Origin of the sequence: Cupriavidus sp. H19C3 (genome assembly GCF_049393815.1) — a bacterium.
Taxonomy (GTDB): Bacteria; Pseudomonadota; Gammaproteobacteria; order Burkholderiales; family Burkholderiaceae; genus Cupriavidus.
In genome coordinates, this window is the sequence record NZ_CP184987.1 from 79,359 (window position 1) to 104,519 (window position 25,161).

At 62.9% G+C, this 25,161-nt stretch carries 21 protein-coding genes and 1 pseudogene; 15 read left to right on the forward strand and 7 right to left on the reverse strand.

From position 1 onward, the window contains the following. The first annotated feature begins 132 nt into the window (after positions 1–132). The 5 genes from DFLDMN_RS31240 to tnpC all read left to right on the forward strand — a co-directional run bounded on the left by DFLDMN_RS31240 (position 133) and on the right by tnpC (position 8,513). Positions 133–1,572: a hypothetical protein gene (locus tag DFLDMN_RS31240; RefSeq protein WP_423200794.1), complete on the forward strand. Its 1,440-nt coding sequence runs from the start codon at positions 133–135 to the stop codon at positions 1,570–1,572. 252 nt (positions 1,573–1,824) lie between these two features. After that, positions 1,825–3,321 (forward strand): ISNCY family transposase, encoded by a 1,497-nt coding sequence (locus DFLDMN_RS31245; RefSeq protein ID WP_423200795.1) that lies wholly within the window; start codon positions 1,825–1,827, stop codon positions 3,319–3,321. A 94-nt stretch (positions 3,322–3,415) separates the two neighbouring features. Then, positions 3,416–4,837: an ISNCY family transposase gene (locus DFLDMN_RS31250; protein ID WP_423200805.1), complete on the forward strand. Its 1,422-nt coding sequence runs from the start codon at positions 3,416–3,418 to the stop codon at positions 4,835–4,837. 339 nt (positions 4,838–5,176) lie between these two features. Further along, positions 5,177–8,176, forward strand: a complete 3,000-nt coding sequence (locus DFLDMN_RS31255; protein ID WP_205182481.1) for a Tn3 family transposase — start codon at positions 5,177–5,179, stop codon at positions 8,174–8,176. Continuing rightward, entirely contained in the window at positions 8,169–8,513 is a 345-nt protein-coding gene (gene tnpC, locus DFLDMN_RS31260) for a Tn3 family transposase post-transcriptional regulator TnpC (protein ID WP_205182479.1), read from the forward strand. Before DFLDMN_RS31255 ends, tnpC begins: the two co-directional genes overlap by 8 nt. 103 nt (positions 8,514–8,616) lie before the next feature. Here tnpC and merR read toward each other — a convergent pair whose 3' ends face one another. Beyond that, positions 8,617–9,042 carry an Hg(II)-responsive transcriptional regulator gene (gene merR / locus DFLDMN_RS31265; protein ID WP_205182477.1) on the reverse strand — a complete coding sequence of 142 codons (426 nt, stop codon included), beginning with the start codon at positions 9,040–9,042 and terminating at the stop codon, positions 8,617–8,619. Positions 9,043–9,113: 71 nt separating this feature from the next. On the opposite strand from merR, the gene merT reads away from it, so the two are divergent. The 4 genes from merT to merA are packed head-to-tail and all read left to right on the forward strand — an operon-like array spanning position 9,114 to position 11,924. Beyond that, positions 9,114–9,464: a mercuric ion transporter MerT gene (gene merT, locus DFLDMN_RS31270; RefSeq protein WP_205182475.1), complete on the forward strand. Its 351-nt coding sequence runs from the start codon at positions 9,114–9,116 to the stop codon at positions 9,462–9,464. 13 nt (positions 9,465–9,477) lie between these two features. Beyond that, on the forward strand, positions 9,478–9,750 hold the full coding sequence (gene merP / locus DFLDMN_RS31275) for a mercury resistance system periplasmic binding protein MerP (protein WP_205182473.1): 273 nt from the start codon (positions 9,478–9,480) through the stop codon (positions 9,748–9,750). A 28-nt stretch (positions 9,751–9,778) separates the two neighbouring features. Then, positions 9,779–10,198 carry an organomercurial transporter MerC gene (gene merC, locus DFLDMN_RS31280; RefSeq protein ID WP_205182471.1) on the forward strand — a complete coding sequence of 140 codons (420 nt, stop codon included), beginning with the start codon at positions 9,779–9,781 and terminating at the stop codon, positions 10,196–10,198. A gap of 40 nt (positions 10,199–10,238) precedes the next feature. Beyond that, entirely contained in the window at positions 10,239–11,924 is a 1,686-nt protein-coding gene (gene merA / locus DFLDMN_RS31285) for a mercury(II) reductase (protein WP_205182463.1), read from the forward strand. 751 nt (positions 11,925–12,675) lie between these two features. On the opposite strand, the gene DFLDMN_RS31290 is transcribed toward merA, so the two are convergent. From DFLDMN_RS31290 to DFLDMN_RS31315, 6 genes and pseudogenes are all read right to left on the reverse strand, one after another. Continuing rightward, positions 12,676–13,014 (reverse strand): copper-binding protein, encoded by a 339-nt coding sequence (locus tag DFLDMN_RS31290; RefSeq protein WP_205182461.1) that lies wholly within the window; start codon positions 13,012–13,014, stop codon positions 12,676–12,678. Beyond that, positions 13,011–16,181 (reverse strand): efflux RND transporter permease subunit, encoded by a 3,171-nt coding sequence (locus DFLDMN_RS31295; RefSeq protein ID WP_205182459.1) that lies wholly within the window; start codon positions 16,179–16,181, stop codon positions 13,011–13,013. Before DFLDMN_RS31295 ends, DFLDMN_RS31290 begins: the two co-directional genes overlap by 4 nt. Next, positions 16,178–17,745 (reverse strand): annotated as a pseudogene (locus DFLDMN_RS31300) (efflux RND transporter periplasmic adaptor subunit). Before DFLDMN_RS31300 ends, DFLDMN_RS31295 begins: the two are co-directional and overlap by 4 nt. Further along, entirely contained in the window at positions 17,742–18,761 is a 1,020-nt protein-coding gene (locus DFLDMN_RS31305; protein ID WP_374105060.1) for a TolC family protein, read from the reverse strand. Before DFLDMN_RS31305 ends, DFLDMN_RS31300 begins: the two are co-directional and overlap by 4 nt. A 139-nt stretch (positions 18,762–18,900) precedes the next feature. After that, positions 18,901–19,089: a hypothetical protein gene (locus DFLDMN_RS31310; RefSeq protein ID WP_205182457.1), complete on the reverse strand. Its 189-nt coding sequence runs from the start codon at positions 19,087–19,089 to the stop codon at positions 18,901–18,903. Between the two features lie 118 nt (positions 19,090–19,207). After that, positions 19,208–19,573: a hypothetical protein gene (locus DFLDMN_RS31315; RefSeq protein ID WP_205182455.1), complete on the reverse strand. Its 366-nt coding sequence runs from the start codon at positions 19,571–19,573 to the stop codon at positions 19,208–19,210. Between the two features lie 612 nt (positions 19,574–20,185). On the opposite strand from DFLDMN_RS31315, the gene DFLDMN_RS31320 reads away from it, so the two are divergent. From DFLDMN_RS31320 to DFLDMN_RS31345, 6 genes are all read left to right on the forward strand, one after another. Next, on the forward strand, positions 20,186–20,629 hold the full coding sequence (locus DFLDMN_RS31320) for a CzcE family metal-binding protein (RefSeq protein WP_205182453.1): 444 nt from the start codon (positions 20,186–20,188) through the stop codon (positions 20,627–20,629). A 162-nt stretch (positions 20,630–20,791) separates the two neighbouring features. After that, positions 20,792–21,022, forward strand: a complete 231-nt coding sequence (locus DFLDMN_RS31325) for a hypothetical protein (RefSeq protein ID WP_240202917.1) — start codon at positions 20,792–20,794, stop codon at positions 21,020–21,022. A gap of 378 nt (positions 21,023–21,400) precedes the next feature. Continuing rightward, positions 21,401–21,670, forward strand: a complete 270-nt coding sequence (locus DFLDMN_RS31330; RefSeq protein ID WP_205182442.1) for a DUF2933 domain-containing protein — start codon at positions 21,401–21,403, stop codon at positions 21,668–21,670. Positions 21,671–21,680: 10 nt separating this feature from the next. Then, positions 21,681–24,119 carry a heavy metal translocating P-type ATPase gene (locus DFLDMN_RS31335; protein WP_275892072.1) on the forward strand — a complete coding sequence of 813 codons (2,439 nt, stop codon included), beginning with the start codon at positions 21,681–21,683 and terminating at the stop codon, positions 24,117–24,119. A 55-nt stretch (positions 24,120–24,174) separates the two neighbouring features. After that, positions 24,175–24,591 (forward strand): DUF411 domain-containing protein, encoded by a 417-nt coding sequence (locus DFLDMN_RS31340; protein WP_205182440.1) that lies wholly within the window; start codon positions 24,175–24,177, stop codon positions 24,589–24,591. Between the two features lie 36 nt (positions 24,592–24,627). After that, a complete protein-coding gene (locus DFLDMN_RS31345; protein WP_205182438.1) occupies positions 24,628–25,155 on the forward strand; it encodes a c-type cytochrome in 528 nt (175 codons plus the stop codon). Positions 25,156–25,161 lie beyond the last annotated feature (6 nt).

A 25,161-nucleotide genomic window follows, 5' to 3' on the forward strand; every position in this document is an offset into this window, starting at 1 on the left:
TTCCGGCACTCCGGGCAACTCTCGCACTCGATCACTTCTTCAATCGTTCACAGGGTGCGCATGAGGCGGCGATTGATGTAGAAGTCTTTCACAATGTAATGCGATAATGTGTAAAAGACAAGGGGACATAATATGAAAAATGAGGTTGCCAACCAGGTCCTGTCGGAACTGGAGGCTAGGGAAGAGCCTGTGATGACGACTTTCCCGGCGGAGTTTGTTAGCAAGCGATCAGGGGGCATTAGTCGTACACTGAAGAGTGAAAACGAAAAATCTTTTGGTCTGCGTTCCGGCGAGCCATGTGATATTAACTTCGCCGAGCCGGCTTTCGTTGCAACAGTGGAGATCAATTTCTCGAGGCCGGCCGTTGGGGCTGGCATCGAGCTCTTGGCTTACGATGCTCTAGCCGCTCGCCAAGTCCGCAATCAGTGGAGCGAGAACGCTATTACTTCGCAACTCAGATTCCATACAAATTGCGTCTGCAGTGGCGTCTCCTTGCTTCTTCCACCAGGATTCTTCGAGCTCTTTTCCAAACGAACCCTCCAAATTGAATCCATCAGAATTCTCGGCTTTCTTGCCCAAGATTTTGAACAGCTATCGAAAGATCTGACAGAGCTGCAGGAGTTGCGCGGAGGCGCGATTGCAGAAATCTCTAAAGCGAGGACAGCCCTTCAGGGCCGGCAGGAGGCTTTACAGCAGCGCGAGGACGCAGTATCGCAATTGGAGGCAACGACCAAGCAGGAACTTGCTGCTCTCGAAGAAGAGATTGATGAAACTAAGGAAAAGGCCCAGCAGGCCGATTTAAGGCTAAAAGCCTTGCTGAACGAGGTTGCAAAATCGGATGCGCAAAATCAATCGCTGGCCGAACAGATCAAGCTAAAAGAGGAAACCGGTCGAAGCATCGATTCGGAACTAGCCAAGGGCAGAGCGCATCAACAGGCGCTGGCGTCTGATATCTCCGTCGCGGAGAGGAAACTCCGCGCGCTCACAACAAATGTTAATCTCTTTTCGGAAGAATTCTCATCCTTCTCCGATCATGGAGCGAAGCAGGCGCGCACATTTTTGTGGTTGTGTGTTGTGCCGCTAGTGGTGATTGTGCTCTTGACTGGACAACTTCTTTTCGGGGCTGTTGATCTTTCAGTCAAGTATGTCAAGGAGCCACACATTGACCTCCTCACTGTATTCGTGACCCGCCTTCCGTACTTGACTGTGTGCGTGTCTATCTTAGCAGTATGTCACGGCGTATTGAGGTTCCTCTTGCACCGGGTAAGCACGATTTACGCAGAGCGTCTCGATTTTGCGAAGATCGGTATCGTCGCAAAGGATGTTTCTTCGGCGGCGGCAATTGGTCTGTCCATCCAAGATAAGGAACTGTACGAGGCTCGTACTTACCTAAAGATTGAGATGTTGAAATCCTACCTGAGCGGGAACATTGGCACGTTTGCTTACCGCCAACGAAAGCAGGAAACCGCGCAGCCAGCTGTCACCGATAACGACGAAGCAGAGGCGCAAGGCTCGATGCAGTTGGAGGCTTCAGATACTCAGGTCGCTCCGAACCCTAAGCCAGGAAAATAGCCCGGCAGGTCTGACGCCAGGTCGTCGACCAGGCGTCAGCACCATGCTCAATCGTCCGCTCCTCGGCGCCGTTATCGCCGAATGGAATGAGCTGACACATAAATTTTATTTAACATAACAATCATTGCGCCAATATCAGATGTTGGCGCTAAATAGTAATGTCGTATCTGAGCTAAATAGAAATGTCGCACCCTGGACCAAGGCTAGGCATGCTTTCCGCTTCCGCGTTTGTCGCAGACCGGGAGGCTCGCTATGCCAAGGCCCGACACCATCACGATAACGATGCGCGAACTGGACCGACTCAAGGTGATTCAAGCCGTGGTCGAGCTAGGTCTGCCAGTCTGGCGTGCAGCCGAGAAGCTTGGCCTGTCGCGGCGTCAGATCGAGCGGCTCGCAGTCCGATATCGCGCCGACGGTCCAGTCGGGCTGAGCTCTCGCAAGCGCGGACGCAGCAGCAATCGTCAATTGCCGCCCGGCATCGAGTCACGCGTGCGCGGCCTGATCCGCGATACCTACGCCGACTTTGGCCCCACGCTCGCGGCCGAGAAGCTACGCGAGCGCCATGGCATCGATCTGGCGGTGCAGACGGTGCGCCGAATCATGATCGACGCCGGTTTCTGGGTCCCGCGCAAGTTGCGCCCGCCCAAGGTCCACCAGCCGCGCAACCGCCGCGCTTGTCTGGGCGAGCTGGTGCAGATCGACGGCAGCGACCATCCATGGTTCGAGGACCGCGCGCCGGCCTGCACGCTGCTGGTCTATGTCGACGATGCGACCGGGCGGCTGATGCAACTGCTGTTCGTGCCGACCGAATCGACGCTGGCGTACTTCACGGCCACACGTGCCTACGTCGAGCGGCACGGCAAGCCGCTGGCGTTCTACAGCGACAAGTACAGCGTTTTTCGCGTCAATCGGCGGCAATCGTCCGAGGGCTGCGGCTATACGCAGTTCGGGCGCGCGCTGTTCGAGCTCAACATCGACATCCTGTGTGCGAACACGAGCCAGGCCAAGGGTCGTGTGGAGCGGATGAACGGCACGTTGCAGGACCGCCTGGTCAAGGAGCTGCGTCTGCGCGGGATCTGCTCGATGGCCGCGGCCAATGCCTACGCGCCGGCTTTCGTCGCGGACTTCAACACGCGCTTTGCCAAGGTGCCGCGCAGCGACTTCGATGCGCACCGGCCGCTGCGTGGCGACGAGGACCTGGCGCGCATCTTCTGCTGGCGCGAATGGCGCAAGGTCTCGCAGAGCCTGACGCTGCAGTACGACAAGGTCCTGTTCCTGCTCGAGGACCGGCCCGCGCACCGCCGCCTGGTCCATCGCTACATCGAGGTGGCCGAGTATCCGGACGGACGGATCGAGTTGTGGGCCGATGGCGCCTGCCTGCCCTACACCACCTATCACCGGCTCAGCGAGATCGATCAGGGGGCGATCGTGGAGAACAAGCGCCTGGGCCACGTGCTGGCGATCGCGCAGCGGGTGCAAGCGTTGCGCGACAACCGGCACCTGCAGGGTCCGTCGCGCACGATGGCGGGCGAGCCGCCGCGGGAGAAGGCTTTGTCCCCGGGCACGCGGCACCAGCGGCAGATCAACCGCATGGACCTCGAGCGCGCGATGGCCACCACCATGCTCTGCGCCCCGCCGCCCTCACCGGCTAGCCCCACCGCCTTACCGGCCCCCGGATCAAGCACCGAACCCCGCACAAACCGCACGCCCGTGCCGACATTTGAATTTGCCGCGCGCCCCGACATCTGAGATCGCCCTAGACATCAGATGTAGCAGCTAAGTTGTAGTGTCGTACCTAGGCTAGATTGAAATGTCGTACCTCACGACCACGCTGGAGCACGACATGACACGACCGGACACCATTACCATGAGCCTGCGGGAACTGGATCGCTGCAAGATCATCGAGGCTGTCGTGCGGGACGGCCTGATGGTCTGGCGCGCCGCCGAGAAGCTCGGTCTCAGCCGGCGCCAGGTTGAGCGGCTCGCGCAGCGCTACCGGCTGGACGGCCCACAGGGCCTCGTCTCCCGGCGCTGGGGCCAGCTTGGACACAACCAGCTCCCGCCAGGCGTCGAGGCGCGCGTGCGCGGCCTGATCCGCGACAGCTACGCCGATTTTGGCCCGACCTTGGCCGCCGAGAAGCTGCGCGAGCGTCACGGCATCGACTTGGCCAAGGAGACGGTGCGCCGGATCATGATCGACGCGGGATTCTGGGTGCCGCGCCGGCAGCGACCGCCCAAAGTCCACCAGCCGCGCAACCGCCGGGCCTGCCTGGGCGAGCTGGTGCAGATCGATGGCAGCGACCACGCTTGGTTCGAGGAACGGGCGCCGGCATGCACCCTACTGGTCTATGTGGACGATGCCACGGGCCGGTTGATGGAGTTGCTGTTCGTGCCGACAGAGTCGACGCAGGCTTATTTCACCGCCACCCGCGCTTACCTAGCGCGCCACGGCAAGCCGCAGGCGTTCTATTCCGACAAGGCTGGGATTTTCCGCGTCAACAAGAAAGACACGACCGAAGGCCGGGGCTACACCCAGTTCGGGCGAGCCCTGTACGAGCTCAACATCGACATCGTGTGCGCCAACACGAGCCAGGCCAAGGGCCGCGTGGAACGGATGAACGGCACGCTGCAGGACCGTCTGGTCAAGGAACTTCGGCTTCACGGAGTCCATACGATGGAGGCGGCAAACGCGTTCGCGCCGGCGTTCATGGCCGACTTCAACACGCGCTTCGCCAAGGCCCCACGGAGCGACTTCGACGCGCACCGGCCACTGCGCGGTGATGAGGATCTGGCACGGATCTTCAGCTGGCGGGAGTGGCGCAAGGTGTCACAGAGCCTGACGCTGCAGTACGCCAAGGTGCTGTACCTGCTCGAAGATCTCCCGCAACACCGCGGCCTGATCCACCGATACATCGAGGTGGCCGAGCACCCGGATGGTCATGTCGAGTTGTGGGCGGATGGCGCTTCCCTGCCCTACACCACCTATGACCGGTTCGCCGAAGTCGACCAGGCTGAGATCGTTGACAACAAGCGCCTCGGCCGGACGTTGGCCATTGCTGCGGAGGTGCAGGCTTTGCGCGACAACCGGCGCTGGGGGGCGCCATCTCGCACACTGTCGGGGGATCCTCCACGCCCAGCCAAGGTGTCCCTTAGCGTGAAGCGGCAGCGACTGGTAAATCGGCTCGACTTGGAGCGCGCGATGCAACACCATCCGCTTTCCGCCACGCCTAGCGAAGAGCCCGCAGAAGGGCCGCCCGCCGTCTGAACGGCGCCTTGCGGCCATAAACCGTCGCTCGCTCGACCGAGACGTGCGGCTGGACCTCGACGCATTTCGGTCATTTATTCAATTGGAGTTGCCCCTGTACCTCAGGACACGCAGACACCGCTAGGTGGACAAGGCCGATGTGCCAACGGCACTCTCTCGCCTGGCCATTGCGTTTGAACACTACAAGGGGGCATGCCAAGATAAGGACAATCGGCTATCATAAGCCTTGTGGTTATATAGGCAAGCAAAAACATTCCATTCAGTTATAACGCTGGTCTGGAATTTTGCCACCATCCTCGGCTAGACTGGCTGGCCCTTCAGAGATTGCCGAGATCCTGTATGGCCACCGTCGAGCGTACCGCCTACCCGCGTTTCCCGAAGGTTTTCTCCACCAAGGAGCTACAGGCGTGCTACACGCCGGGTGCTGAGGAACTGGAGTGGTCCACCCGCTCAACCCGTGGACAAGGTCCGCGACTTGGCTTGCTGGTACTGCTGAAGGTCTTCCAGCAACTGCATTACTTCCCCAACCTGGACAGCATTCCCGTCGTCGTGATCGACCATGTGCGCGCCAGCGCTGGTCTGGCGCAAGATGCCGCGTTTGGCTATGACCGCAAGCTGTCCCCTACGCTATACCGGCATTACACGGCGGTGCGCGAATTTCTCGGCGTCCAGCCCTATATTGGCACCGATGCCAACGAGGTCACGATCCGGGCCGCGCGCGAAGCCGCGGAAACGATGGACCAGCAGGTGGACATCATCAACGCCACCATAGATGCGCTGATCCTGCACCAGGTCGAGCTGCCAGCGTTCTCCACCCTAGACAACATTGCCGAACAGATTCACACCCGCACGCAGACCGCGCTGTTTCGACGCGTCGCAAGGCGCTTGTCGGATGAGGAACGGCAACGGCTGGACCAGCTTCTCATCCGGGAGTTCACCAACCGCCTGACCGCCTACAACAACATCAAGCGCCACGCGCGCCGTCCATCACGCAAGCATCTCAACCTACTCATAGAACACCTGACCTTACTTGATGGTCTTGGCGATTTCTCTGGCGCAATCGCAGGCGTGCCCGCCTCGAAGCTGCGCTCGCTGGCCGGACAGGCCATGAGCCTGGACGCGGCCAATTTACGGGAGATCCTGCCTGAGAAGCGCTACACGCTGATCGTTGCCTTGCTCAACCATATGCGCGTGCGCACCCGCGACGATCTCGCGGAGATGTTCATCCGGCGCATGGGCGCCATCCACAAGCGGGCGCGCGACGAGATGGAGCGCATCCAGTCTCATCAGCGCGCGCAGATGGAGAAGCTGGTCACCTTGCTCGACGGCGTGGTGGATATCGTCGCCGACGGCCAGGACGACGCGCTGATCGGCCGGCAGGTGCGCTGCTTCCTTGCGCCGTCCGGCGATCTGGAGCCGCTGCGCGAGAGCTGCGCCGAGGTGCGGGCCTTCAGCGGCAACAACTACTTGCCGCTGCTATGGCGGCATTTCCGCGCGCACCGCTCCGTGATGCTGCGCCTGGCGCAGGTGCTGGAATGGGAGTCGACCAGCCAGTCGCGCACGCTGCTGGCGGCACTTGCGGTGGTGCTGGAGAACGAATCCCTGCATCGCGAATGGATCGCCGCCGACGTCGATGTGAGCTTCGCCTCGGAACGGTGGCGAAAGCTGGTGCGCCGCCCCCACGACCAGGGCGCCCCCACCAATCGGCGCTACCTGGAACTCTGCGTGCTCTCGCATATGGTCAACGAGCTACGCTCCGGCGACCTGTGCGTGGTGGGGTCGGATGCCTTTGCCGATTACCGTGCGCACCTACTGCCCTGGCGGGAATGCGAACGGCGCCTGCCCGAATACTGCGCCAAGCTGGACATGCCGGCCAACGCGCAGGACTTCGTGGCGCATCTACGCCAGTGGCTGACCGACACGGCGCGTACGCTGGATGCCAGTTTTCCCGACAAGCGCCAGCACGTCACCATCGGCCAGGACGGCGAACCCGTGCTCAAGCGGACGATCGCCAGGGAGATCCCGGCCAGCGCGGTGGCCCTGCAACAGGCGCTGATCCGGCGCATGCCCACGCGCAATCTGCTGGACGTGCTGGCCAACATCGAGCACTGGACCCACTTCACGCGGCACTTCGGCCCGCTCTCCGGCAGCGACCCCAAGATCCGCAATGCCGCCGAGCGCTACCTGCTGACTATCTTCGCCATGGGCTGCAACCTGGGGCCCACCCAGGCCGCCCGCCATATGGGGGATCGGGTCACGCCGCACATGATGTCGTTCGTCAACCGCCGGCATCTGAGCCTGGAGCGTCTCGAAACCGCGCAGCGGGAATTGATCGAACTGTATCTGCGGCTCGACCTGCCCAAGCACTGGGGGGATGGCAAGACCGTCGCGGCTGACGGCACTCAGTACGACTTCTACGACAACAACCTGCTGGCCGGCTACCACTTCCGCTACCGCAAGATGGGCGCGGTGGCCTACCGGCACGTGGCCGACAACTACATCGCGGTGTTCCGGCATTTCATTCCGCCCGGCGTGTGGGAAGCCATCTACGTGATCGAGGGTCTGCTCAAGGCCGGCTTGAGTGTCGAGGCCGATACCGTGCACGCCGACACCCAGGGCCAGTCGGCCGCGGTGTTCGCCTTCACGCATCTGCTGGGCATCAACCTGATGCCGCGCATCCGCAACTGGCAGGATCTGAAGCTTTACCGAGCCGATGCCAACACCAAATACAAGCACATCGACCGGCTGTTCTCGGACATCGTGGACTGGGACCTGATCGCCTTCCACTGGCAGGACCTGATGCAGGTAGCGCTATCGATTCAGGCCGGAACAATCTCCTCGCCGCTCCTGCTGCGCCGGTTCGGCTCGGAAAGCCGCCGCAACCGCCTGTTTCTGGCGGCGCAGGAACTCGGCAAGGTCGTGCGCACGGCGTTCCTGCTCGAATGGATCGGCAGCCGCGAGTTGCGCCAGGAGATCACCGCGACCACCAACAAGATCGAGTCCTACAATGGCTTTGCCAAATGGTTCTCGTTCGGCGGTGACGTGCTGGCCGAAAACGACCCCGACGAACAGCAGAAGCGCCTGCGCTACAACGACCTGATCGCCTCGGCCGTGATTCTTCAGAACACGGCGGATATGATGCAGGCCCTGCGCGCGATGGTGAAGGAAGGGATCAAGGTCGACGTGGCCGACATCGGCTTCCTGAGTCCCTACCTCACCAGCAACATCAAGCGCTTCGGCGACTATAAACTCAATTTGGAGCGGTTGCCGGAAGCCTGGATTCGCGACAGCCTCTTTGCCGGCCCCGCCCATTCCGTCCGCAAACCGCGTCATGCCTGACACCGATACCCCTTACGGCAGGGTCGACGCCGAGGCGTTGCAAGCGCTTCGGGACACGTTCGACACGACCACCATCCTGCGCGTGGTGGAACAACTCGATGCGATCCGCGCGCGTTGCTGTGAGCCAGCCGGGCTGCGCGACGATCTGCTGTGCTTGCACGGCATGGCACATACTCTGATCAACGGCGCCGCATTGTCGTATCCAACCACTGGTCCGACCCTCGTGGACCAAGCCGAGGCCATCATAGAAGAACTGGACGACTGGATCGTGCTGCTCAAGCGCGCCGTGCATGCGCTGCGCCCACTAGAGCCGCTGCGCCCCCGCGACGATGTCTGACTCGGCCAGGTCGCTTGCCCGTCGAGACGGCACATGTGAGGCCGGCTGCGACGAAGCGGCAGAGCAAAAGCCGGAACGAGCTGGAGCAGCGTAGCCGCATCCACTACGCCCTTTGGCGAACTTTTCCCGCTTGCAGCGACGCGATCAGCGGGCAGGATACGTTGCCCTGTCGGGCATGGCAGGCGCACACCAGATCGGACAGCACAGCCTCCATGCGTCTCAGGTCAGCCAGCTTTGCGCGCACGTCGTTGAGCTTGCGCTCGGCCAGACTGCTGGCTTCCTCGCAATGGGTGCCGTCCTCCAGGCGAAGCAGTTCGCCAATTTCTTCCAGACTGAATCCCAGCCGCTGGGCCGCTTTCACGAACCTCACGCGCGTCACATCCGCTTCGCCATAGCGGCGGATGCTGCCATAAGGCTTGTCCGGCTCCGGCAGCAGCCCCTTGCGCTGGTAGAACCGAATGGTTTCCACATTGATCTCGGCCGCCTTGGCGAAGGCGCCAATGGTCAAATTCTCCAAGTTGCGCTCCATCCCGCTTGACTCCGTACAAAACTACGGAAGTAAGCTTACGTTATCCCTTCCCGATTCGAAAGACCAAGCGCATGTCGAAACCGCAACACGGGCGCAGTGCACTCTTTGCCGGCGGGCTGGCCGCCATCCTCGCCTCCACCTGCTGCCTGGGGCCGTTGGTCCTGGTCGCGCTCGGTTTCAGCGGGGCCTGGATCGGTAACCTGACCGCGCTGGAGCCATATCGGCCCCTGTTTATCGGCACGGCGCTGGTGGCACTGTTGTTCGGCTGGCGGCGCATTTTCCGCCCGGCGCAAATCTGCAAGCCGGGCGAGGCCTGCGCTATCCCGCAGGTACGCGCCACCTACAAGCTCATTTTCTGGGCCGTCGCCCTGCTGGTTCTGGTTGCGCTCGGATTTCCCTACGTGATGCCATTTTTCTACTGATCAGGAGTTCGCCATGAAGAAGCTGTTTGCCGCCCTCGCGCTCGCCGCCGTCGCTCCCGCGTGGGCCGCCATGCAAACCGTCACGCTGTCCGTGCCGGGCATGACTTGCGAAACCTGCCCGATCACGGTCAAAAAGGCGCTCTCCAAGGTCGACGGCGTGAGCAAGACCGACGTGAGCTTCGAGAAGCGCCAGGCCGTCGTCACCTTTGACAATGCCAAGACCAGCGTGCAGAAACTGACCAAGGCGACCGAGGACGCGGGCTATCCGTCCAGCGTCAAGCGGTAAGCCCCGCAGCGAACGCGGGAGCAAGATCATGGGACTGATCACGCGCGTGGCCAACAAGGCAGGGGCGCTCGGCGGCATCGTCTCGGCGATGGGTTGCGCAAGTTGCTTTCCCGCCATCGCCGGCCTGGGCGCGGCCATTGGCCTGGGCTTCCTGAGCCAGTACGAAGGGCTGTTCATAAGCGTCCTGCTGCCAGGGTTCGCTGGCATCGCGCTGCTCGCCAATGCGACCGCCTGGCTTAACCATCGGCAGTGGCAACGGACTGCGCTCGGCGTGATCGGCCCCCTCCTGGTGCTGGCCGCGGTGTATTTGACGGTTGGCTGGCGCAGCGAGGCGCTGCTCTATGTCGGCCTGGCCTTCATGGTCGTGGTATCGATCTGGGACTTCGTCTCGCCGGCAAAGTGCTGCGGGGCACCGAACGCCTGTGAACCCCCGGCCAAGCGCGGCTGACCGCGTTGGCCGCTGCCGAAGTGAACATAGGAACTGTAGTATGACCCAATTGAAGATCACTGGCATGACCTGCGACTCGTGCGCCGTCCACGTTAAGGATGCCTTGGAGAAGGTGCCGGGCGTGCGGTCTGCGGTCGTGTCCTATCCGAAGGGGACGGCGCAACTCGCTACCGACCCCGGCACGTCGCCGGATTCGTTGACCGCTGCCGTGGCCGGCCTCGGCTACCGGGTCATGCTCGCCGAGGCCCCGCCGGCGGAAAAGCGCGGCAGCCTGCTCGACAAGGCGTTGGGCTGGCTGAGCGGCGGTGACAAGTCCGGGGACGAAGCCGGCAGCCTGCATATCGCCATCATCGGCAGCGGCGGCGCCGCGATGGCGGCGGCGCTCAAGTCCGTCGAGCAAGGTGCGCAGGTCACCCTGATCGAGCGCGGCACCATTGGTGGCACCTGTGTCAACGTTGGCTGCGTGCCGTCCAAGATTATGATCCGCGCGGCCCACATTGCCCACCTGCGCCGCGAAAGCCCATTCGACGGCGGCATCCCGGCCACACCGCCGGCGATCTCGCGCGAACGCCTGCTGGCCCAGCAGCAGGGGCGCGTCGATGAGCTGCGCCACGCCAAGTACGAGGGCATCCTGGCAAGCACCCCGGCCATCACGGTGCTGCGCGGCGAGGCCCACTTCCAGAACGAGCATGCCCTGATCGTGCGCCTGGCCGAGGGCGGCGAGCGCGAGGTGGCATTTGACCGCTGCCTGATCGCCACTGGCGCCAGCGCGGCCGTGCCGCCGATCCCCGGCCTGCAGGACACCCCCTACTGGACCTCGAACGAGGCGCTGGCCAGCGACTCCCTGCCCAAGCGGCTGGCCGTGATCGGCTCGTCGGTGGTGGCCGTGGAGCTGGCGCAGGCCTTCGCCCGGCTCGGCAGCAAGGCCACGATCCTGGCGCGCAGCACGCTGTTTTTCCGGGAAGATCCGGCCATCGGCGAGGCCGTGGCAGGCGCCTTCCGTGCCGACGGCATCACGGTGCTGGAACACACGCAGGCCAGCCAGGTGGCCTACGCGAACGGCGAATTCGTGCTCACCACTGGGCACAGCGAAATTCGCGCCGACCAGTTGCTGGTCGCCACCGGCCGCGCGCCCAACACGCGTGAGCTGGCACTGGAGGCGGCGGGGGTGACGGTCAACTCGCAGGGTGCGATCGTCATCGACCATGGCATGCGCACCACGGCGCCGCATATCTACGCCGCCGGCGACTGCACCGACCAGCCGCAATTCGTCTACGTGGCGGCGGCAGCCGGCACTCGCGCCGCGATCAACATGACCGGAGGCGATGCTGCGCTCGATCTGAGCACGATGCCGGCGGTCGTGTTTACCGACCCGCAGGTCGCCACCGTGGGCTACAGCGAAGCGGAAGCGCACCATGACGGCATCGAGACCAATAGCCGGCTGCTGACGCTCGACAACGTGCCGCGCGCGCTCGCCAATTTCGACACGCGTGGCTTCATCAAGCTGGTCGCTGAGGCAGGATCGGACCGCTTGATCGGCGTGCAAGCGGTGGCGCCGGAAGCAGGTGAAATGATCCAGACGGCAGCATTGGCGATCCGGGCGCGGATGACCGTGCAGGAGCTGGCAAACCAGTTGTTCCCATACCTGACAATGGTCGAGGGACTCAAACTGGCCGCGCAGACCTTCTCCAGGGATGTGGCGCAACTATCCTGCTGTGCAGGCTGAGGAACAACCGCGCTCATTTCAGCCGCCTCAGTGCCGATGCCTGTCGCATTCAGGTCCATTGGGTAGCCAGCTCGCTCGCGCGTCTGCGGCATCGTTCTTGTTGCTGAGGTTAAATGCCGTGACGAACTTTGCCGGCATCAGCTAGGCGTTAGGAGAGACAAAGCGTGAACAAATCGTCAATTTGGAAAGTCATCTTGATTGTGTGCGCTGCCATCGGCGTGATTGCCATTCTTGGTGTGGTAGGCATGCTTTTGATGCATCAGCGCATGATGGGTGGCCTGAGCTGTTGCTAGCCCGGATGCAAGCAAAGTAGCGGCGGCGCCTGGGCGTCGCCCGTACCATGATGATTCAATGGAAGCCCAGCCGTGCGCGCCATTGCAAGGAGATAACCAGTGGACGACCCCTTTCCGACCGCTATTTACGCCGTCTCGTCGGCCTCCTGGTGCGCTTGCGCGAGACCGTGCCATGTTGGTTGCGGGTTCGCCGGCGAGAGCCGTGCCGTCGCCGCAGATACCAAGCAAACAGTCCGAGCATACAAAGGATGATTGCCAGTGAGCTCAGGACGACAACAAGCACATCGTGTGGCAGATCAAAAGGGGAGCGGCGCACGATAGAAATTCGATTTGGATCCGGTCAGCCGGGCCCCTTGCGCAACGGCGACCCGAAAGCAGGCGGCTTGACATTGTCAGGCCTGATGGAAGGTCAAGGCGCGCACGGCCGTTGGCAGCAAGCCGTACGCGCATGGCGCGGATTATTTGCGCTGCATGTCCACGACCGTCGGCGCGCCATCCACCTTGTCGAAGGTCACCGACACGGCATCGCCTTCCTTGAACTTGCTAAGCGAGGCGCGATCCTTGACCGGAAACGCCATGGTCATGCCTGGCATACCCAAGTTCTCAATCGGGCCGTGCTTGAGCGTAACCTTGCCGGTCTGCGCATCGATCTTCTTGGTTTCTGCGGACACCGGCCGAGGCGCTTGTTGTGAGGCAGCGGGTGCCTTCATGTCCATGCCGTCCATCGAACCCGCGGCGAACACGGCCGGCGCGGTAATCAGGGCCAGGGCGGCGGCGAGGGTCTTGAGGTGTTTCATTGCGATTCCTCCTGAGGTGTGAGGTTGGGGGAAAGGGAAGTCTGCTTGATCTGACGGCGGCGTAGCAGCAAATACACCGCCGGGACCACAAACATGGACAGCAGCGGCGCCGTCACCATGCCGCCGACCATCGGTGCAGCGATGCGCTGCATCACTTCTGAGCCGGTGCCGTGCGACCACATGATGGGAAGCAGGCCGGCCAGAATCACCGCCACGGTCATCGCCTTCGGGCGCACACGCAGCACGGCGCCTTCCTGGATGGCATCGTGCAGAGCCGCGAGATTGATTTGCCCATCCTCGAGCCGTTCCTGCCAGGCATGTTTCAGGTAGAGCAGCATGATGACGCCGAATTCGGCAGCGACCCCAGCGAGAGCGATGAAGCCGACAATCCCGGCCACGGACAGGTTGTACCCTAGCAGATAGAGTAGCCAGAAGCCGCCGATCAAGGCCAGCGGCAGGGTCCCCATGATGAGCAGCGCCTCATCCAGCCGTCCGAACACCAGGTACAGCAAGACGAAGATGATCAGCAGGGTGAACGGGACCACCACCTTCAGCTTGGCGGTGGCGCGCTCGAGATACTCGAACTGCCCCGACCAGCTCAACGAGTACCCGGCTGGCATCGGGACGGCTTTGGCGACCGCCGTCTGCATGTCCTGCACCGCCGAACGCAGGTCTCTGCCGCGAATGTCGACGTAGATCCACCCTGAAAGTCGCGCGTTTTCACTGCGCAGCATGGGCGGCCCTTGCACGACCTGGATGCGCGCAACGTCGGCCAGCGTGATTTGCAGCCCCTTGTCGGTCACGATCGGCAGACTGCGCAGTTGCTCGATGGAGTCCCGATAGTCGCGGGGATACCGGACATTGATCGGAAAGCGCGCGAGCCCGTCGACCACTTCGCCGACGTTTTCGCCACCGATGGCCGATGAGACGATCGCCTGAACGTCTTCAATGTTCAGGCCGTACCGACCCGCAGCGCCCCGATCGATATCGACGTCGATGTACCGGCCGCCCGTGAGCCGTTCGGCCAGCGCGGAGGTGACGCCGGGAACCGTCTTGACGGCCTCCTCGATGCGCGTGGCCAGGCGATCAATTTCCTTCAGATCCGTACCGGCGACCTTGATCCCCACCGGACTTTTGATGCCGGTGGCGAGCATGTCGATGCGGTTGCGGATCGGCGGCACCCAGATGTTGGATAGCCCTGGCACCTTGACGACGCGATCGAGCTCCTCCACCAGCTTGTCGGTGGTCATGCCGGCACGCCATTGGTCCTTCGGCTTGAACTGGATGGTGGTCTCGAACATCTCTATCGGCGCCGGATCGGTTGCGGTATCGGCGCGGCCCGCCTTGCCGTACACCGTCGCGACCTCCGGCACGGTCTTGATCAGTCGATCGGTCTGCTGCAGGAGCTGGGAGGCTTTGCCTGCGGAGAGACCTGGCAACGCCGAGGGCATATAGAGCAGATCCCCTTCATCCAGGGGCGGCATGAATTCCCCACCAATGCGCATAATTGGCCACGCGGTAGCGATGAGCAGCACGGCGGCAATCGCCAGCGTGGTCTTCGGATACGTGAGCACCTTGCCGAGCAGCGGCTGGTAGCCGCGAATAAGCCAACGGTTGAGCGGATTGGCCTGCTCCGACGGAATCTTGCCGCGGATCATATAACCCATCAAAACCGGTACCAAGGTGACGGACAATCCCGCCGCGGCCGCCATGGAATAGGTCTTGGTAAAGGCGAGCGGCGAGAAAAGCCGGCCCTCCTGCGCCTCCAGCGTGAACACCGGAATAAACGACAGCGTGATGATCAGTAGCGAGAAGAACAGGGCCGGCCCGACCTCGGCCGCCGACTCGCCAATGACGCGCCAGCGCTCATGCTCGCTGAGTTCGCGCTGCGGGTTGTCGGCATGCCAGTGCTCGAGATGCTTGTGCGCGTTCTCGATCATGACCACCGCGGCATCGACCATTGCACCGATGGCGATGGCAATGCCCCCCAGTGACATGATGTTGGCATTCACGCCCTGGTAGCGCATCACCAGGAGGGCGGCCAGCACGCCCAGCGGCAGCGAGACGATGGCCACCAGCGCCGAGCGCAAGTGAAAGAGAAACACCAGGCAGACCAGTGCCACGACCGCAAATTCCTCGATCAGCTTGGTGGTGAGGTTGTCCACCGCTCGCTTGATCAGCGCCGAGCGGTCGTATGTCGTGACGATCTCAACGCCATTTGGCAGGCTCGTTTGCAAGGTGGCGAGCTTGGTCTTGACCGCTTCAATGGTCTCCAGGGCATTCTTGCCTGACCGCAGCACGATGACGCCGCCGGCAACTTCGCCCTGGCCATTCAGTTCGGCAATGCCACGCCGCATTTCGGGGCCGAGCTGCACGGTGGCAACGTCGCCCAGCCGTACCGGGATGCCCGCCTCGCTGGTGACCAGCGGAATCTGGCGAAAGTCGTCCAGCGTTTTCAGGTAACCGGACGCCCGGACCATGTACTCCGCTTCGCCCAACTCCAGCACCGAGCCGCCGGTTTCCTGGTTGGCGCCCTTGAGCGCTGCCAGCACCTTGGCTTGCGACAGGTTATAGGCGCGCAGCCGATCCGGCATCAGCACGATCTGGTATTGCTTGACCATGCCGCCGAGCGAGGCCACTTCGGCGACGTTGGGGAGGGACTTGAGCTCGAAGCGCAGGAACCAGTCCTGTAGCGCCCGTAGCTGGCTGAGGTCATGCTGGCCGGTCTTGTCAACCAAGGCATACTCATAGATCCAGCCGACGCCGGTGGCATCGGGGCCGAGCGCGGGCTTGGCTGCTGCCGGCAGCCGCGATTGCACCTGGTTCAGGTACTCCAGCACGCGCGAGCGCGCCCAGTACAGGTCGGTCCCGTCCTCGAATAGCACGTAGACATAGGAATCGCCGAAGAACGAATAGCCGCGCACGGTCTTGGCGCCGGGCACGGACAGCATCGTCGTGGTCAGGGGATAGGTGACCTGGTTTTCTACGATCTGGGGCGCCTGGCCGGGGAATGGCGTGCGGACGATCACCTGCACGTCGGACAGGTCCGGCAGTGCATCGAGCGGTGTACTGCGCACGGCCCACGAGCCCCAGGCGGTAAGCATGGCAGTTGCCAGCAGCACCAGGAAGCGATTGCGGATGGAAGTAAGGATAAGCCGGACGATCATGGTTTGGCTCCCTGCGCAGAGGTGGCGGGCTCAACCGATGACAGGGTCGCCGCGCCTTCGTTGTTCAGGTGGAAGCGGAACCGGATGCGATCACCCGGCTTGAACCCCTTCGGCATGCCTGACGGCGGCGCAGCAAAGTCCATGGTCATGGCGCCCCACTGTGCCGACGGGATCGGGCCGTGGGAAATCGTCATGCCTGCAGCGCTCACCGCCTCCACACGCCCGACGCCTTCGTGCTCCGGCCCTGCAGCCGCGGCGGCTGGTGCCGAAGCGGCTGGCGCTGCCGTCATGCGCTGCGCGGTACCGCGCAGGCTGGCTTCGGAGTCGATCAGAAACTGCCCGGAGACCACGACCTTCTGCCCAGCCTTGAGGCCTTCGATCACCTCGGTCTGCCCGCCAGCGGCGGCACCCGTCTTGACCTCGACGGGGCTGAAGCCATCCTGGCCGGTTTCCACCATGGCGATCGTGCGCGTCCCGGTGCGGATCAGCGACTCGGTCGGGACAAGCAGGCGGTCGGGACAAGCAGGCGGTCGGGTCCAGGTGAGGCACCAAAGCGGGCAGTCACGAACATGCCTGGCAACAACTGACGGCCCTTGTTCTGCAACTCGATCCGCACCTTGATAGTTCGGGTGCCTGTGTTGATGTCTGGAAGGATGGCGTTGACCTTGCCGGTCAGCGTTTGTCCGGGCAGGGCTGCCGCGACTGCCGACACGTTTTGTCCGGGCCGTAGCTGCGCGGCCTGGCTCTCCGGCACTTCGGCCAGCACCCATACCGTTGCCAAGCTGGCAATGCGAAACAGCGTCGTGCCGGGAGACACCGTCATGCCGTCACGCGCGCCGATCTCAGTGACGATGCCGTCTACCGAACTCGTGACGGTGAGCCGCGGCTGTAGCTTGCCGGTGTTCTGCACCAGGCGGATGTGGCTCTCGGTCATGCCAGCCTGCCGCATGCGGGCAATGGCGGCTTCGCGCAAATCGCTCTGTAGGCTGCCGCCCATGCGGGCCACGGCGAGGTATTCCTCTTGCGCGGCGACCCATTCAGGCGAGTAGATCTGCGCCAGCGGCTGGCCTTTACGGACCGGATCCAGCGTCGTCCTGGCATACGCGTGCTCGACGAATCCAGTCGTACGGGCCTGCAGCACTTCGATACCGCGTTCGTTGATCGCGACATTCCCTGGAACTTCCAGTGCCGCTTCCAGCCGGCCCGCCTTGACCTCGGCCGTCCGGATACCAAGGTTCTGGGTCACGCGGCTGTCGATGGTGACGGCCGCGCCGCCAGCGGCCTCCTCGTACACAGGCGACAACGCCATATCCATGAAGGGCGACTTGCCCGATTTGTCAAAGCGCTGGCCCGGCACCATCGGATCATGCCAATAGAGGATGCGCTTGCCCGTCCTGGGATCGATATCCCCGGCCTTGAGGCTCGCATCACCGGAGCCGCCCGCGGGCGTCGTTGACGAGGCCGTATGCTGGCGTCCCTGTTGTTGGCCGAGGAAATAGGCACCGCCGACGCTCGCCACCACAACGAGGGCCGCCACCGTCCGTGCAATCGTGGTCCTTTTCATTGTTGGGCTCCTTGCGGCGACATGGGTTGTGCGGCTGTCGGTAACGGCATCAGGAAAGTGAGCTCGGCCCAGAGCCTGGCGGTCGCTGCCTCCAGCTTGAGCCGTTCGAGGGAGATGTTGAGCGCTTTGCGGCTGGCGTCAGCCACCGCTGTCAGACTGCCGGCGCCGGCGCGATAGGCAGTCAGGGCCGCCTCGGTTTGCGCCTTCGCCAGTGGCAAGGTGGTATTTCGATAGCGCTCCAGGCGTGACTGGCTGAGTTGCAATTCGGCCTGCTTGCCGCGGAGTTGTCCGATCAGGCCACGGCGTACCGATTCGGCTTGCGCCCGTGCAGCGTTGGCCTGCGCGAGCTTGGAGGCCAGCTCGCGATCCTGGCGATTCTTTTGGTCCCAGGGCACCGGCAGCGAAACGTTCAGCGACACCATGTTCGAGTAGGCGGGGCCGCGCTGGCTGTACATCAGCTCGACGCTGACGTCAGGAACCTTGTTCTCGCGCGCGACGCGGCTATCCGCCTCGGCCACGCTAACCTGGGCCTCCGCGGCCGCGACGTCTGGCAGTTGCGTGGCGCCGGCAGAATCGAGAGTATCGAGCCAGGCCGGCGCATCGAGCGCGGGGCGCTCGGTCAGTGGCAGCTCCGCAACGTCGCCGACCCACCGGCGCAGCATCGCCCGGGACGAGGCGACCGCGGCGCGGGCTTCGTCTTCGCGATCCTGCAGTTGCTGCAATTCAAGCTCGGCCGCCAGGATATCGGCGCGAGAACCGCGGTTGCCGCGATAGGCAGCCCGTGCCGCATCCACCATCAGCTTGATAGACTTCGCCTGTTCGGTGAGCACGCCGTACGCGCGTTCGGCATACCAGCGGTCAAGCCATGCCGTAGCGGTGCCGCGCTGCACGGTGGCCAGCGCCACCGTGCGCTGGGCCTCGGCCGAAGACGCCTCGGCCTCGAAACGCTCGGCGCGGGCCTGGCGCTTCGCCGAGCGAGTGAATTCCTGCATGAGGCTGATCGACCTCATGGTCATCGAGTCCGTGCCAAGCGAGAACCTGTCTGGGCCATTCGGCACGATAGCAGGCGTTGCGTCGGAGGCTACGTTCGGAAACAGCAGTTGAGGATGGGGAGCAAGCGTGGCGGCCCGCGCGGAATCGCGTCGCGGGGAACCGCTACGCGATGTGCCAGACCTTGGGTTGAGACACTGATTTGTGCGCTTCTGCCTGCTTGGAGGCACGCGCCTTTTCGATCACATAAAAGTCTGGGCCTGCCACGGCGGCCAAGGATACGGAAGTGGCGATGGCGCCGACCATAGTAAACAAGATGGTCTTCATGATTTCCCCGTTGACTGCGAGCAGCATGGTGCTGTCGATGCCGGAAACGGCGGGCGGCAGTCGCTGCTGCTTGTGCCGGACAGGCGCTCGCAGGCTGGGCGCGTTAGCGCACGCCATGGACCAGCGCTGTCCGCGTTCGGATACCTCAGGAGACTATCGCCTGAGGTGGCCGCTCAAGGGGCGGCGACACAACGGAGAAATAAGGGAGCTCCGGATGAGCGAACAGGATAGATTCCCAAAGGCTCGCAGCGCTCCCTGCCATCGCCGGCGTGACGGCGGCGGCGGCACAGGTTGCAGTGCACATCGAGTGAGCGGTGTTGCCGGACGGCGCGCCTGCGGCACAGAGGCCTGGCGTATCGCAGCCATCGCCAGTCCCCTCAACGTCGGTCTGGGCAGCGTACGCCTGAACAGCGCCGAACGTGCAGCAGCGCTCCGCAGACATGGCAAGGGTGCGCAACGGGAACGCCACAGCGAGCGTCACCAGCAGGATGACTCGCCAGAGTTGCTTCATTTTCTCACGCCCTCGTGCCAGACGTACGACCTGAAGCAGGTGCCGTCTGTCCTTGCATGCCTTCAGTATAGGAGGCGCTTATCTGTAGGGCCGGGGCGCTATCCGACGCAGCGCAGCGGCTTGCGGGCGCGCAGCAGTGCGCCACCACAAGATACGCCTCGTCCAGTTGCCGGCTGTCCTCGTCTTGACCAGCCATGGCTTCGAGGGCGCTCAGGAGAAGATCGGCGACTGCATATTGTTCTTGCTCGCATGCCCGCCTGAACACTGCAAGGACATCGTCATTCAAGGTCTGTGTAGCGGCAGTCATGGCGTCACCTCCGCGCGAAAAGGGCTCGCTCCCTGGCTGGGGCCCCCTGTTCGACGGACGTTGCAGTCCGTCTACCGTAACTATGGACCTTCCCATAGGAGGAAGGTCAAGCAACGTCGGCTGTTCTTCAGTGCGATTTTGAATGCCTGCCTTCTGACGTGCATCCGTGAATGGCATCGCCGACTCGACAGACTAGTGGCACTACAGCTTACCGGGATGTAATGGCTGCGTAACGCCCTGGTGAGAGACGGCCTCATACCATTGATTCAAGAGGTCGATGCCTCGAAACTTCAATGGAGTGCACCATGAAAACCAACAAGTCCGTGGCCGCCGCGCTAGTTCTTTCGGCGTTGTCCATCTCCTCTGCATGGAGCACCGACAAGTCGAGGACCAACGCAGGTGATGACGTGGCGCAGCACGTTCAGCGCCAGGCCGCAGATCCCGCTGCAGCTCCGGCAACAGGGCAGGTAAGTGCAACGCGTGTCGGTTCGCAGGCCGCCATTTTTGGCAGCCAGGTACCTGCGGGAACAGCCTCTCGCACAGTGACAGTGACCCCCGGCATGAAGTACGTCAACGTTGCGTCCGGCGACACCGTGACATTTCGGAGTGGGGAGCAGGAGGCAACGTGGAAGTTCGCTGAGTCGATTCGCGGAACGACCGTAGACCTGGGCATCCTCTTGCCGGGCATGCCGAATGCTCAAGGTGTACGCGTCTATATCGAACGTAGTCGGCTCTTTACCGGCGGCTGACCTCGGTACCCGCTCGGACCGAATCTGACCTACCCATCGGGCTACCCGAGATGACCGCTTTGTCATGTGGGTGTCACGGCTCGGTGGGGTACCGCTTTCTACACTGTGTTGGCAGGCTCATGGAGCCAATTATCGAAAAGGAGAAGCAAAATGCGTACGTGTATGTTGAAGAAGACTGCTCTTGTCGCACTGACTGTTGCAACCCTCGGCGGCGTGGCCGGCATAGCAAATGCCGGCGTGACCTCGCCGCGCGATTCCTTCACTGATGGCGCCCATGCGATGGGTACGCGCGATCCGTTCAGCGACGGCAGCCACGCGATGGGTACGCGCGACCCGTTCAGTGACGGCAGCCACGCCGTTGGAACGCGCGACACCTTTACGGACGGCGCCTGATTCACGCATCTCACTGCAGGCGCAGCCATCCAGCTACGGACGTCTTGCAGGCATCCTACCGTGGGCCGCGAAAAGAGCGGCCCAGGGGACACGACTGCTTCGGCGGCGGTGTCGTCTTCCCTGATACGAAGCACAAGGCCGCAGCTCGGCTAGCGGCAGTCCCGTGCTCAGCACTTCGTCATTCTAAAGGCGCCTTCTCATTGGCGGCCAACCCATACTGGACCCAAGCGCGGTTAGCCTTTGAGAACAGTCCTGCCACCGGCGCACCCTCCTTGCGCTTGACCTTACAACGATGGGAACGTCTAAGCTGGCGTCATCAGGCGTGACACGGAAGTGCCGCACCTCCGATGCCCGTCATCTTCGTGTAAGGAACGTGTCATGAAGAACTGCAGCCCCCAATCGTCGGCCTCCGGCAGGGCGGCCCATGGATTCATGCGTTTTCGCGGCTTCTCTTGGGTTACGGTAGCCGGCGGTGCGGCGATTGCGCTTGGCGTCCGGGACTGGAGCCACGTTGCCTCCTGGCTATCCTTTGCGCTAGTGTTGCTGTGTCCGCTGATGCATTTCTTCCACGGCAGCCACGGGGGCCACGGCAAGGCCGCAGTAACAGGCAAGTCGGATGACTCAGTGGATGCCCGGCCCAACAACTAAGGGAGCCAGGATGAACAGGACAAGCAACGAACGCGATGCAACGGAGCCTGGCCGCCACGGCGCCGGTGCACATACCCCGGCTCAGGACCAGTCCGATCATGGCCATCATCACGAGCATGCGCATCACCATGACCATGTTCATGAGCAGGCTGCCACTGGCACCGGGGCGGGGGAGGCCCTCAAGGATCCGGTCTGCGGGATGACCGTCTCGGCCGATTCCAGATTCCAGGCCGAGCATGCCGGGGCTCGCTATTATTTTTGCAGCGCGTCCTGCCAGCAGAAATTCCAGGCCGATCCGGGCAAATACACGATCCCGTCTGAGCCGCCCTCGGCGGAGCCTGCCGCCGAGGGCACGATCTATACCTGTCCCATGCACCCGGAGATCCGCCAGGATCACCCGGGCAACTGCCCGAAGTGCGGCATGGCGCTGGAACCGTTGTTGCCGGAGCTGGATGAAGGCGAGAATCCCGAGCTGGTGGATTTCCGCCACCGCTTCTGGTGGACGCTACCGCTCACTGGCGTGGTGTTCGTGCTGGCCATGTTCGGGCATCGCCTTGGGTGGATGCAGGTGCCGACCCAGAGCTGGGTCGAGCTTGCACTGGCGACGCCTGTCGTACTGTGGGCGGGCTGGCCGTTCTTCGTGCGATGTTTCCAGTCGATCATCAACCGCAGCCCGAACATGTGGACGCTGATCGGAATCGGCACTGGCGCGGCCTATGTCTACAGCGTCATTGCGACCGTCATGCCAGGCGTATTTCCGCAGGCGTTCGCCGAGCATGGCCGCATCGGTGTGTACTTCGAGGCCGCGGCGGTGATCATCTCCCTCACTCTGCTGGGTCAGTTGCTTGAGCTCAAGGCCCGCTCCCAGACTTCCGCCGCCATCAAGTCGCTGCTGGGACTGGCGCCCAAGACGGCGAGGCGTATCGGTCCTGACGGTGTCGAGGAAGACGTACCGCTCACCCATGTCCACGTAGGTGACCTGCTGCGCGTGCGGCCCGGCGAGAAGGTGCCGGTCGATGGTGTGGTAACGGAAGGCACCAGCGCGGTCGACGAATCGATGATAACCGGCGAGCCCATTCCGACCACCAAGCGTGCCGGCGACCGCGTCATTGGTGCCACGATGAACACGTCGGGCAGCCTCGTCATCCAATCAGAAAAGGTCGGCTCCCAGACCGTCCTGTCCCAGATTGTCCAGATGGTGGCGCAAGCGCAGCGATCGAAGGCGCCGATGCAGCGGATGGCGGACAAGGTTGCCGGCGTCTTCGTCCTCGGTGTCATCGGCATTGCAGTGCTGACCTTTGTCGCGTGGGGACTCTTCGGCCCCGAGCCGAGATGGGTGTTCGGCCTGATCAATGCCGTCGCGGTGCTGATCATCGCATGTCCGTGCGCTCTGGGTCTGGCCACGCCGATGTCCATCATGGTCGCAAGCGGGAAGGGCGCTTCCAACGGCGTGCTGTTCCGCGATGCCGCTGCAATTGAAAACCTGCGCAAGGTCGATACCCTGATTGTCGACAAGACCGGGACGCTCACCGAGGGTCGGCCGGTTTTTGAGCGCGCGATCGGCACAAATGGTTATACCGAGGAGGACGTGCTGCGGTTAGCCGCCAGCTTGGATCAGGGCAGCGAACATCCTCTGGCTGCCTCGATTGTTGAAGCAGCCCGTGAGCGCGGCCTGCAGTTGGAAAAGCCGGAGGGCTTCGAGTCGAGCTCCGGGATCGGGGTAAGAGGCGAGCTGGGCGGCAGGAAGGTCGCGATCGGAAACACTGTGCTCATGGAAGCCGAAGGAGTTCCCATCGATCCGCTCGTGACACAGGCCGACGAGCTGCGTGCGCAAGGCGCCAGCGTCATGTATCTCGCTGTCGAAGGCGAGCTTGCTGGCCTGCTCGCCGTCTCGGACCCCGTCAAGGCCACCACGCCCGAAGCGCTGGCGCTACTGAGGGAAGAAGGTATCCGTGTCGTGATGGCGACCGGCGACGGGATTGCAACGGCCAAGGCGGTGGCCGGGAAACTCGGCGTTGACGAGTTCCACGGCGAGGTGAAGCCGGCGGACAAGCTTGAACTTGTCAGTTCCCTGCAACAGGCAGGCGCCGTGGTAGCCATGGCGGGCGACGGCATCAATGATGCGCCGGCGCTGGCGAAAGCCGATGTGGGCATTGCCATGGGAACCGGCACTGATGTCGCGATGAACAGCGCTCAGGTCACGCTGGTCAAAGGGGATTTGCGCGGGATTGCCCGTGCCCGGCAACTCTCGCGAGCGACCATTCGAAACATGAAGCAGAACCTCGGCTTTGCGTTCATCTATAACGCCTTGGGCGTTCCGCTGGCCGCGGGCGTTCTGTATCCAATGACAGGCCTGTTGTTGTCGCCGATGATTGCGGCGCTGGCGATGAGCCTGAGTTCTGCTTCGGTCATTACCAATGCGTTGCGGCTCAGGAAGGCTGCTACCTGAGGCTCGTGCCGGCAGATCCGTGGCGACCCTATTCATTTCTCAGGAGTCAGATTTAATGACGAAGCTTCTTTTCACCGCGGCATTGCTGGCGATCGGCGTCACGGCGCATGCGGCGTCACCGTCTATGGTGGTGTACAAGGATCCAAATTGCGGCTGCTGCGAGGCCTGGGTCCAGCATCTGAACGAGGCCGGCATCCGCACCAAGATCGTCAATGCGAGCGATGTCTCCGCCATCAAGGCGAAGCTGGGAGTTCCGACACAATTGAGCTCGTGCCATACCGCGGTGTTGGAAGGTACCGGCCAGATCGTGGAGGGGCACGTGCCCGCGGCAGCGGTCAGGAAACTGGCCGCGAGCCCCGCCGTGAAAGGCGTGGCAGTGCCTGGCATGCCGGCAAACTCCCCCGGCATGGGCAAGATGGACGGTAATCTTGTGACGGTTGATCTTGGCGGCAAGCCGTTCTCAAAGAACTAAGGTCGGCAAGGATAGACCACCAGGTCAGGTGCCAACATGGAAGATTCGAGCAAGCCACGCTGGCGGACCGCCGGGCTGATTGCTCTCGGCGCGGCGGCTGCGGCCGCCGTTGCCCTGCAAACTAAGCGGTATCTCGAGGCGCCCGTCGATGCCGGGAAAGCGGGCGATGCGCGGCAGCTTCGCATCGATGCCGCCGATCCGGTACGGGTTGCGCAGGGTCGGAAGATCTACGCGCAGCAGTGTGGGGCGTGCCATGGCGCCAATCTGGAGGGCCAGCCCGACTGGCGCCAGCGGCTGCCGAACGGCCGGATGCCGGCGCCTCCGCATGACGCTTCCGGCCACACATGGCATCATCCCGACGCCGTGCTGTTTGCTATTACCAGGAACGGCCTGGTCTCGGGCGTTACCGCACCGGCTGGCTATGTGAGCGACATGCCAGCATTCGGACCGTCGCTGTCCGATGAAGACATCATCGCCGTGCTGGCGTATATCAAGAGTACCTGGCCACAGAAAATCGCAGCCGCTCAGGGGGAGGTCACGGAACAGTACGCGGCGCGCAAGTAGCGCGCC

Coding starts and splice junctions, on each gene's coding strand:
- DFLDMN_RS31295 (WP_205182459.1), bottom strand. CDS start 16,181: ATGATCGTCCGGCTTATCCTTACTTCCATCCGCAATCGCTTCCTGGTG.
- merP (WP_205182473.1), top strand. CDS start 9,478: ATGAAGAAGCTGTTTGCCGCCCTCGCGCTCGCCGCCGTCGCTCCCGCG.
- DFLDMN_RS31245 (WP_423200795.1), top strand. CDS start 1,825: ATGCCAAGGCCCGACACCATCACGATAACGATGCGCGAACTGGACCGA.
- DFLDMN_RS31325 (WP_240202917.1), top strand. CDS start 20,792: ATGTTGAAGAAGACTGCTCTTGTCGCACTGACTGTTGCAACCCTCGGC.
- DFLDMN_RS31250 (WP_423200805.1), top strand. CDS start 3,416: ATGACACGACCGGACACCATTACCATGAGCCTGCGGGAACTGGATCGC.
- DFLDMN_RS31290 (WP_205182461.1), bottom strand. CDS start 13,014: ATGAAACACCTCAAGACCCTCGCCGCCGCCCTGGCCCTGATTACCGCG.
- tnpC (WP_205182479.1), top strand. CDS start 8,169: ATGCCTGACACCGATACCCCTTACGGCAGGGTCGACGCCGAGGCGTTG.
- merC (WP_205182471.1), top strand. CDS start 9,779: ATGGGACTGATCACGCGCGTGGCCAACAAGGCAGGGGCGCTCGGCGGC.
- DFLDMN_RS31315 (WP_205182455.1), bottom strand. CDS start 19,573: ATGAAGCAACTCTGGCGAGTCATCCTGCTGGTGACGCTCGCTGTGGCG.
- merT (WP_205182475.1), top strand. CDS start 9,114: ATGTCGAAACCGCAACACGGGCGCAGTGCACTCTTTGCCGGCGGGCTG.
- DFLDMN_RS31305 (WP_374105060.1), bottom strand. CDS start 18,761: ATGACCATGAGGTCGATCAGCCTCATGCAGGAATTCACTCGCTCGGCG.
- DFLDMN_RS31255 (WP_205182481.1), top strand. CDS start 5,177: ATGGCCACCGTCGAGCGTACCGCCTACCCGCGTTTCCCGAAGGTTTTC.
- DFLDMN_RS31320 (WP_205182453.1), top strand. CDS start 20,186: ATGAAAACCAACAAGTCCGTGGCCGCCGCGCTAGTTCTTTCGGCGTTG.
- DFLDMN_RS31340 (WP_205182440.1), top strand. CDS start 24,175: ATGACGAAGCTTCTTTTCACCGCGGCATTGCTGGCGATCGGCGTCACG.
- DFLDMN_RS31345 (WP_205182438.1), top strand. CDS start 24,628: ATGGAAGATTCGAGCAAGCCACGCTGGCGGACCGCCGGGCTGATTGCT.
- DFLDMN_RS31335 (WP_275892072.1), top strand. CDS start 21,681: ATGAACAGGACAAGCAACGAACGCGATGCAACGGAGCCTGGCCGCCAC.
- DFLDMN_RS31310 (WP_205182457.1), bottom strand. CDS start 19,089: ATGCTGCTCGCAGTCAACGGGGAAATCATGAAGACCATCTTGTTTACT.
- DFLDMN_RS31330 (WP_205182442.1), top strand. CDS start 21,401: ATGAAGAACTGCAGCCCCCAATCGTCGGCCTCCGGCAGGGCGGCCCAT.
- merR (WP_205182477.1), bottom strand. CDS start 9,042: ATGGAGCGCAACTTGGAGAATTTGACCATTGGCGCCTTCGCCAAGGCG.
- merA (WP_205182463.1), top strand. CDS start 10,239: ATGACCCAATTGAAGATCACTGGCATGACCTGCGACTCGTGCGCCGTC.
- DFLDMN_RS31240 (WP_423200794.1), top strand. CDS start 133: ATGAAAAATGAGGTTGCCAACCAGGTCCTGTCGGAACTGGAGGCTAGG.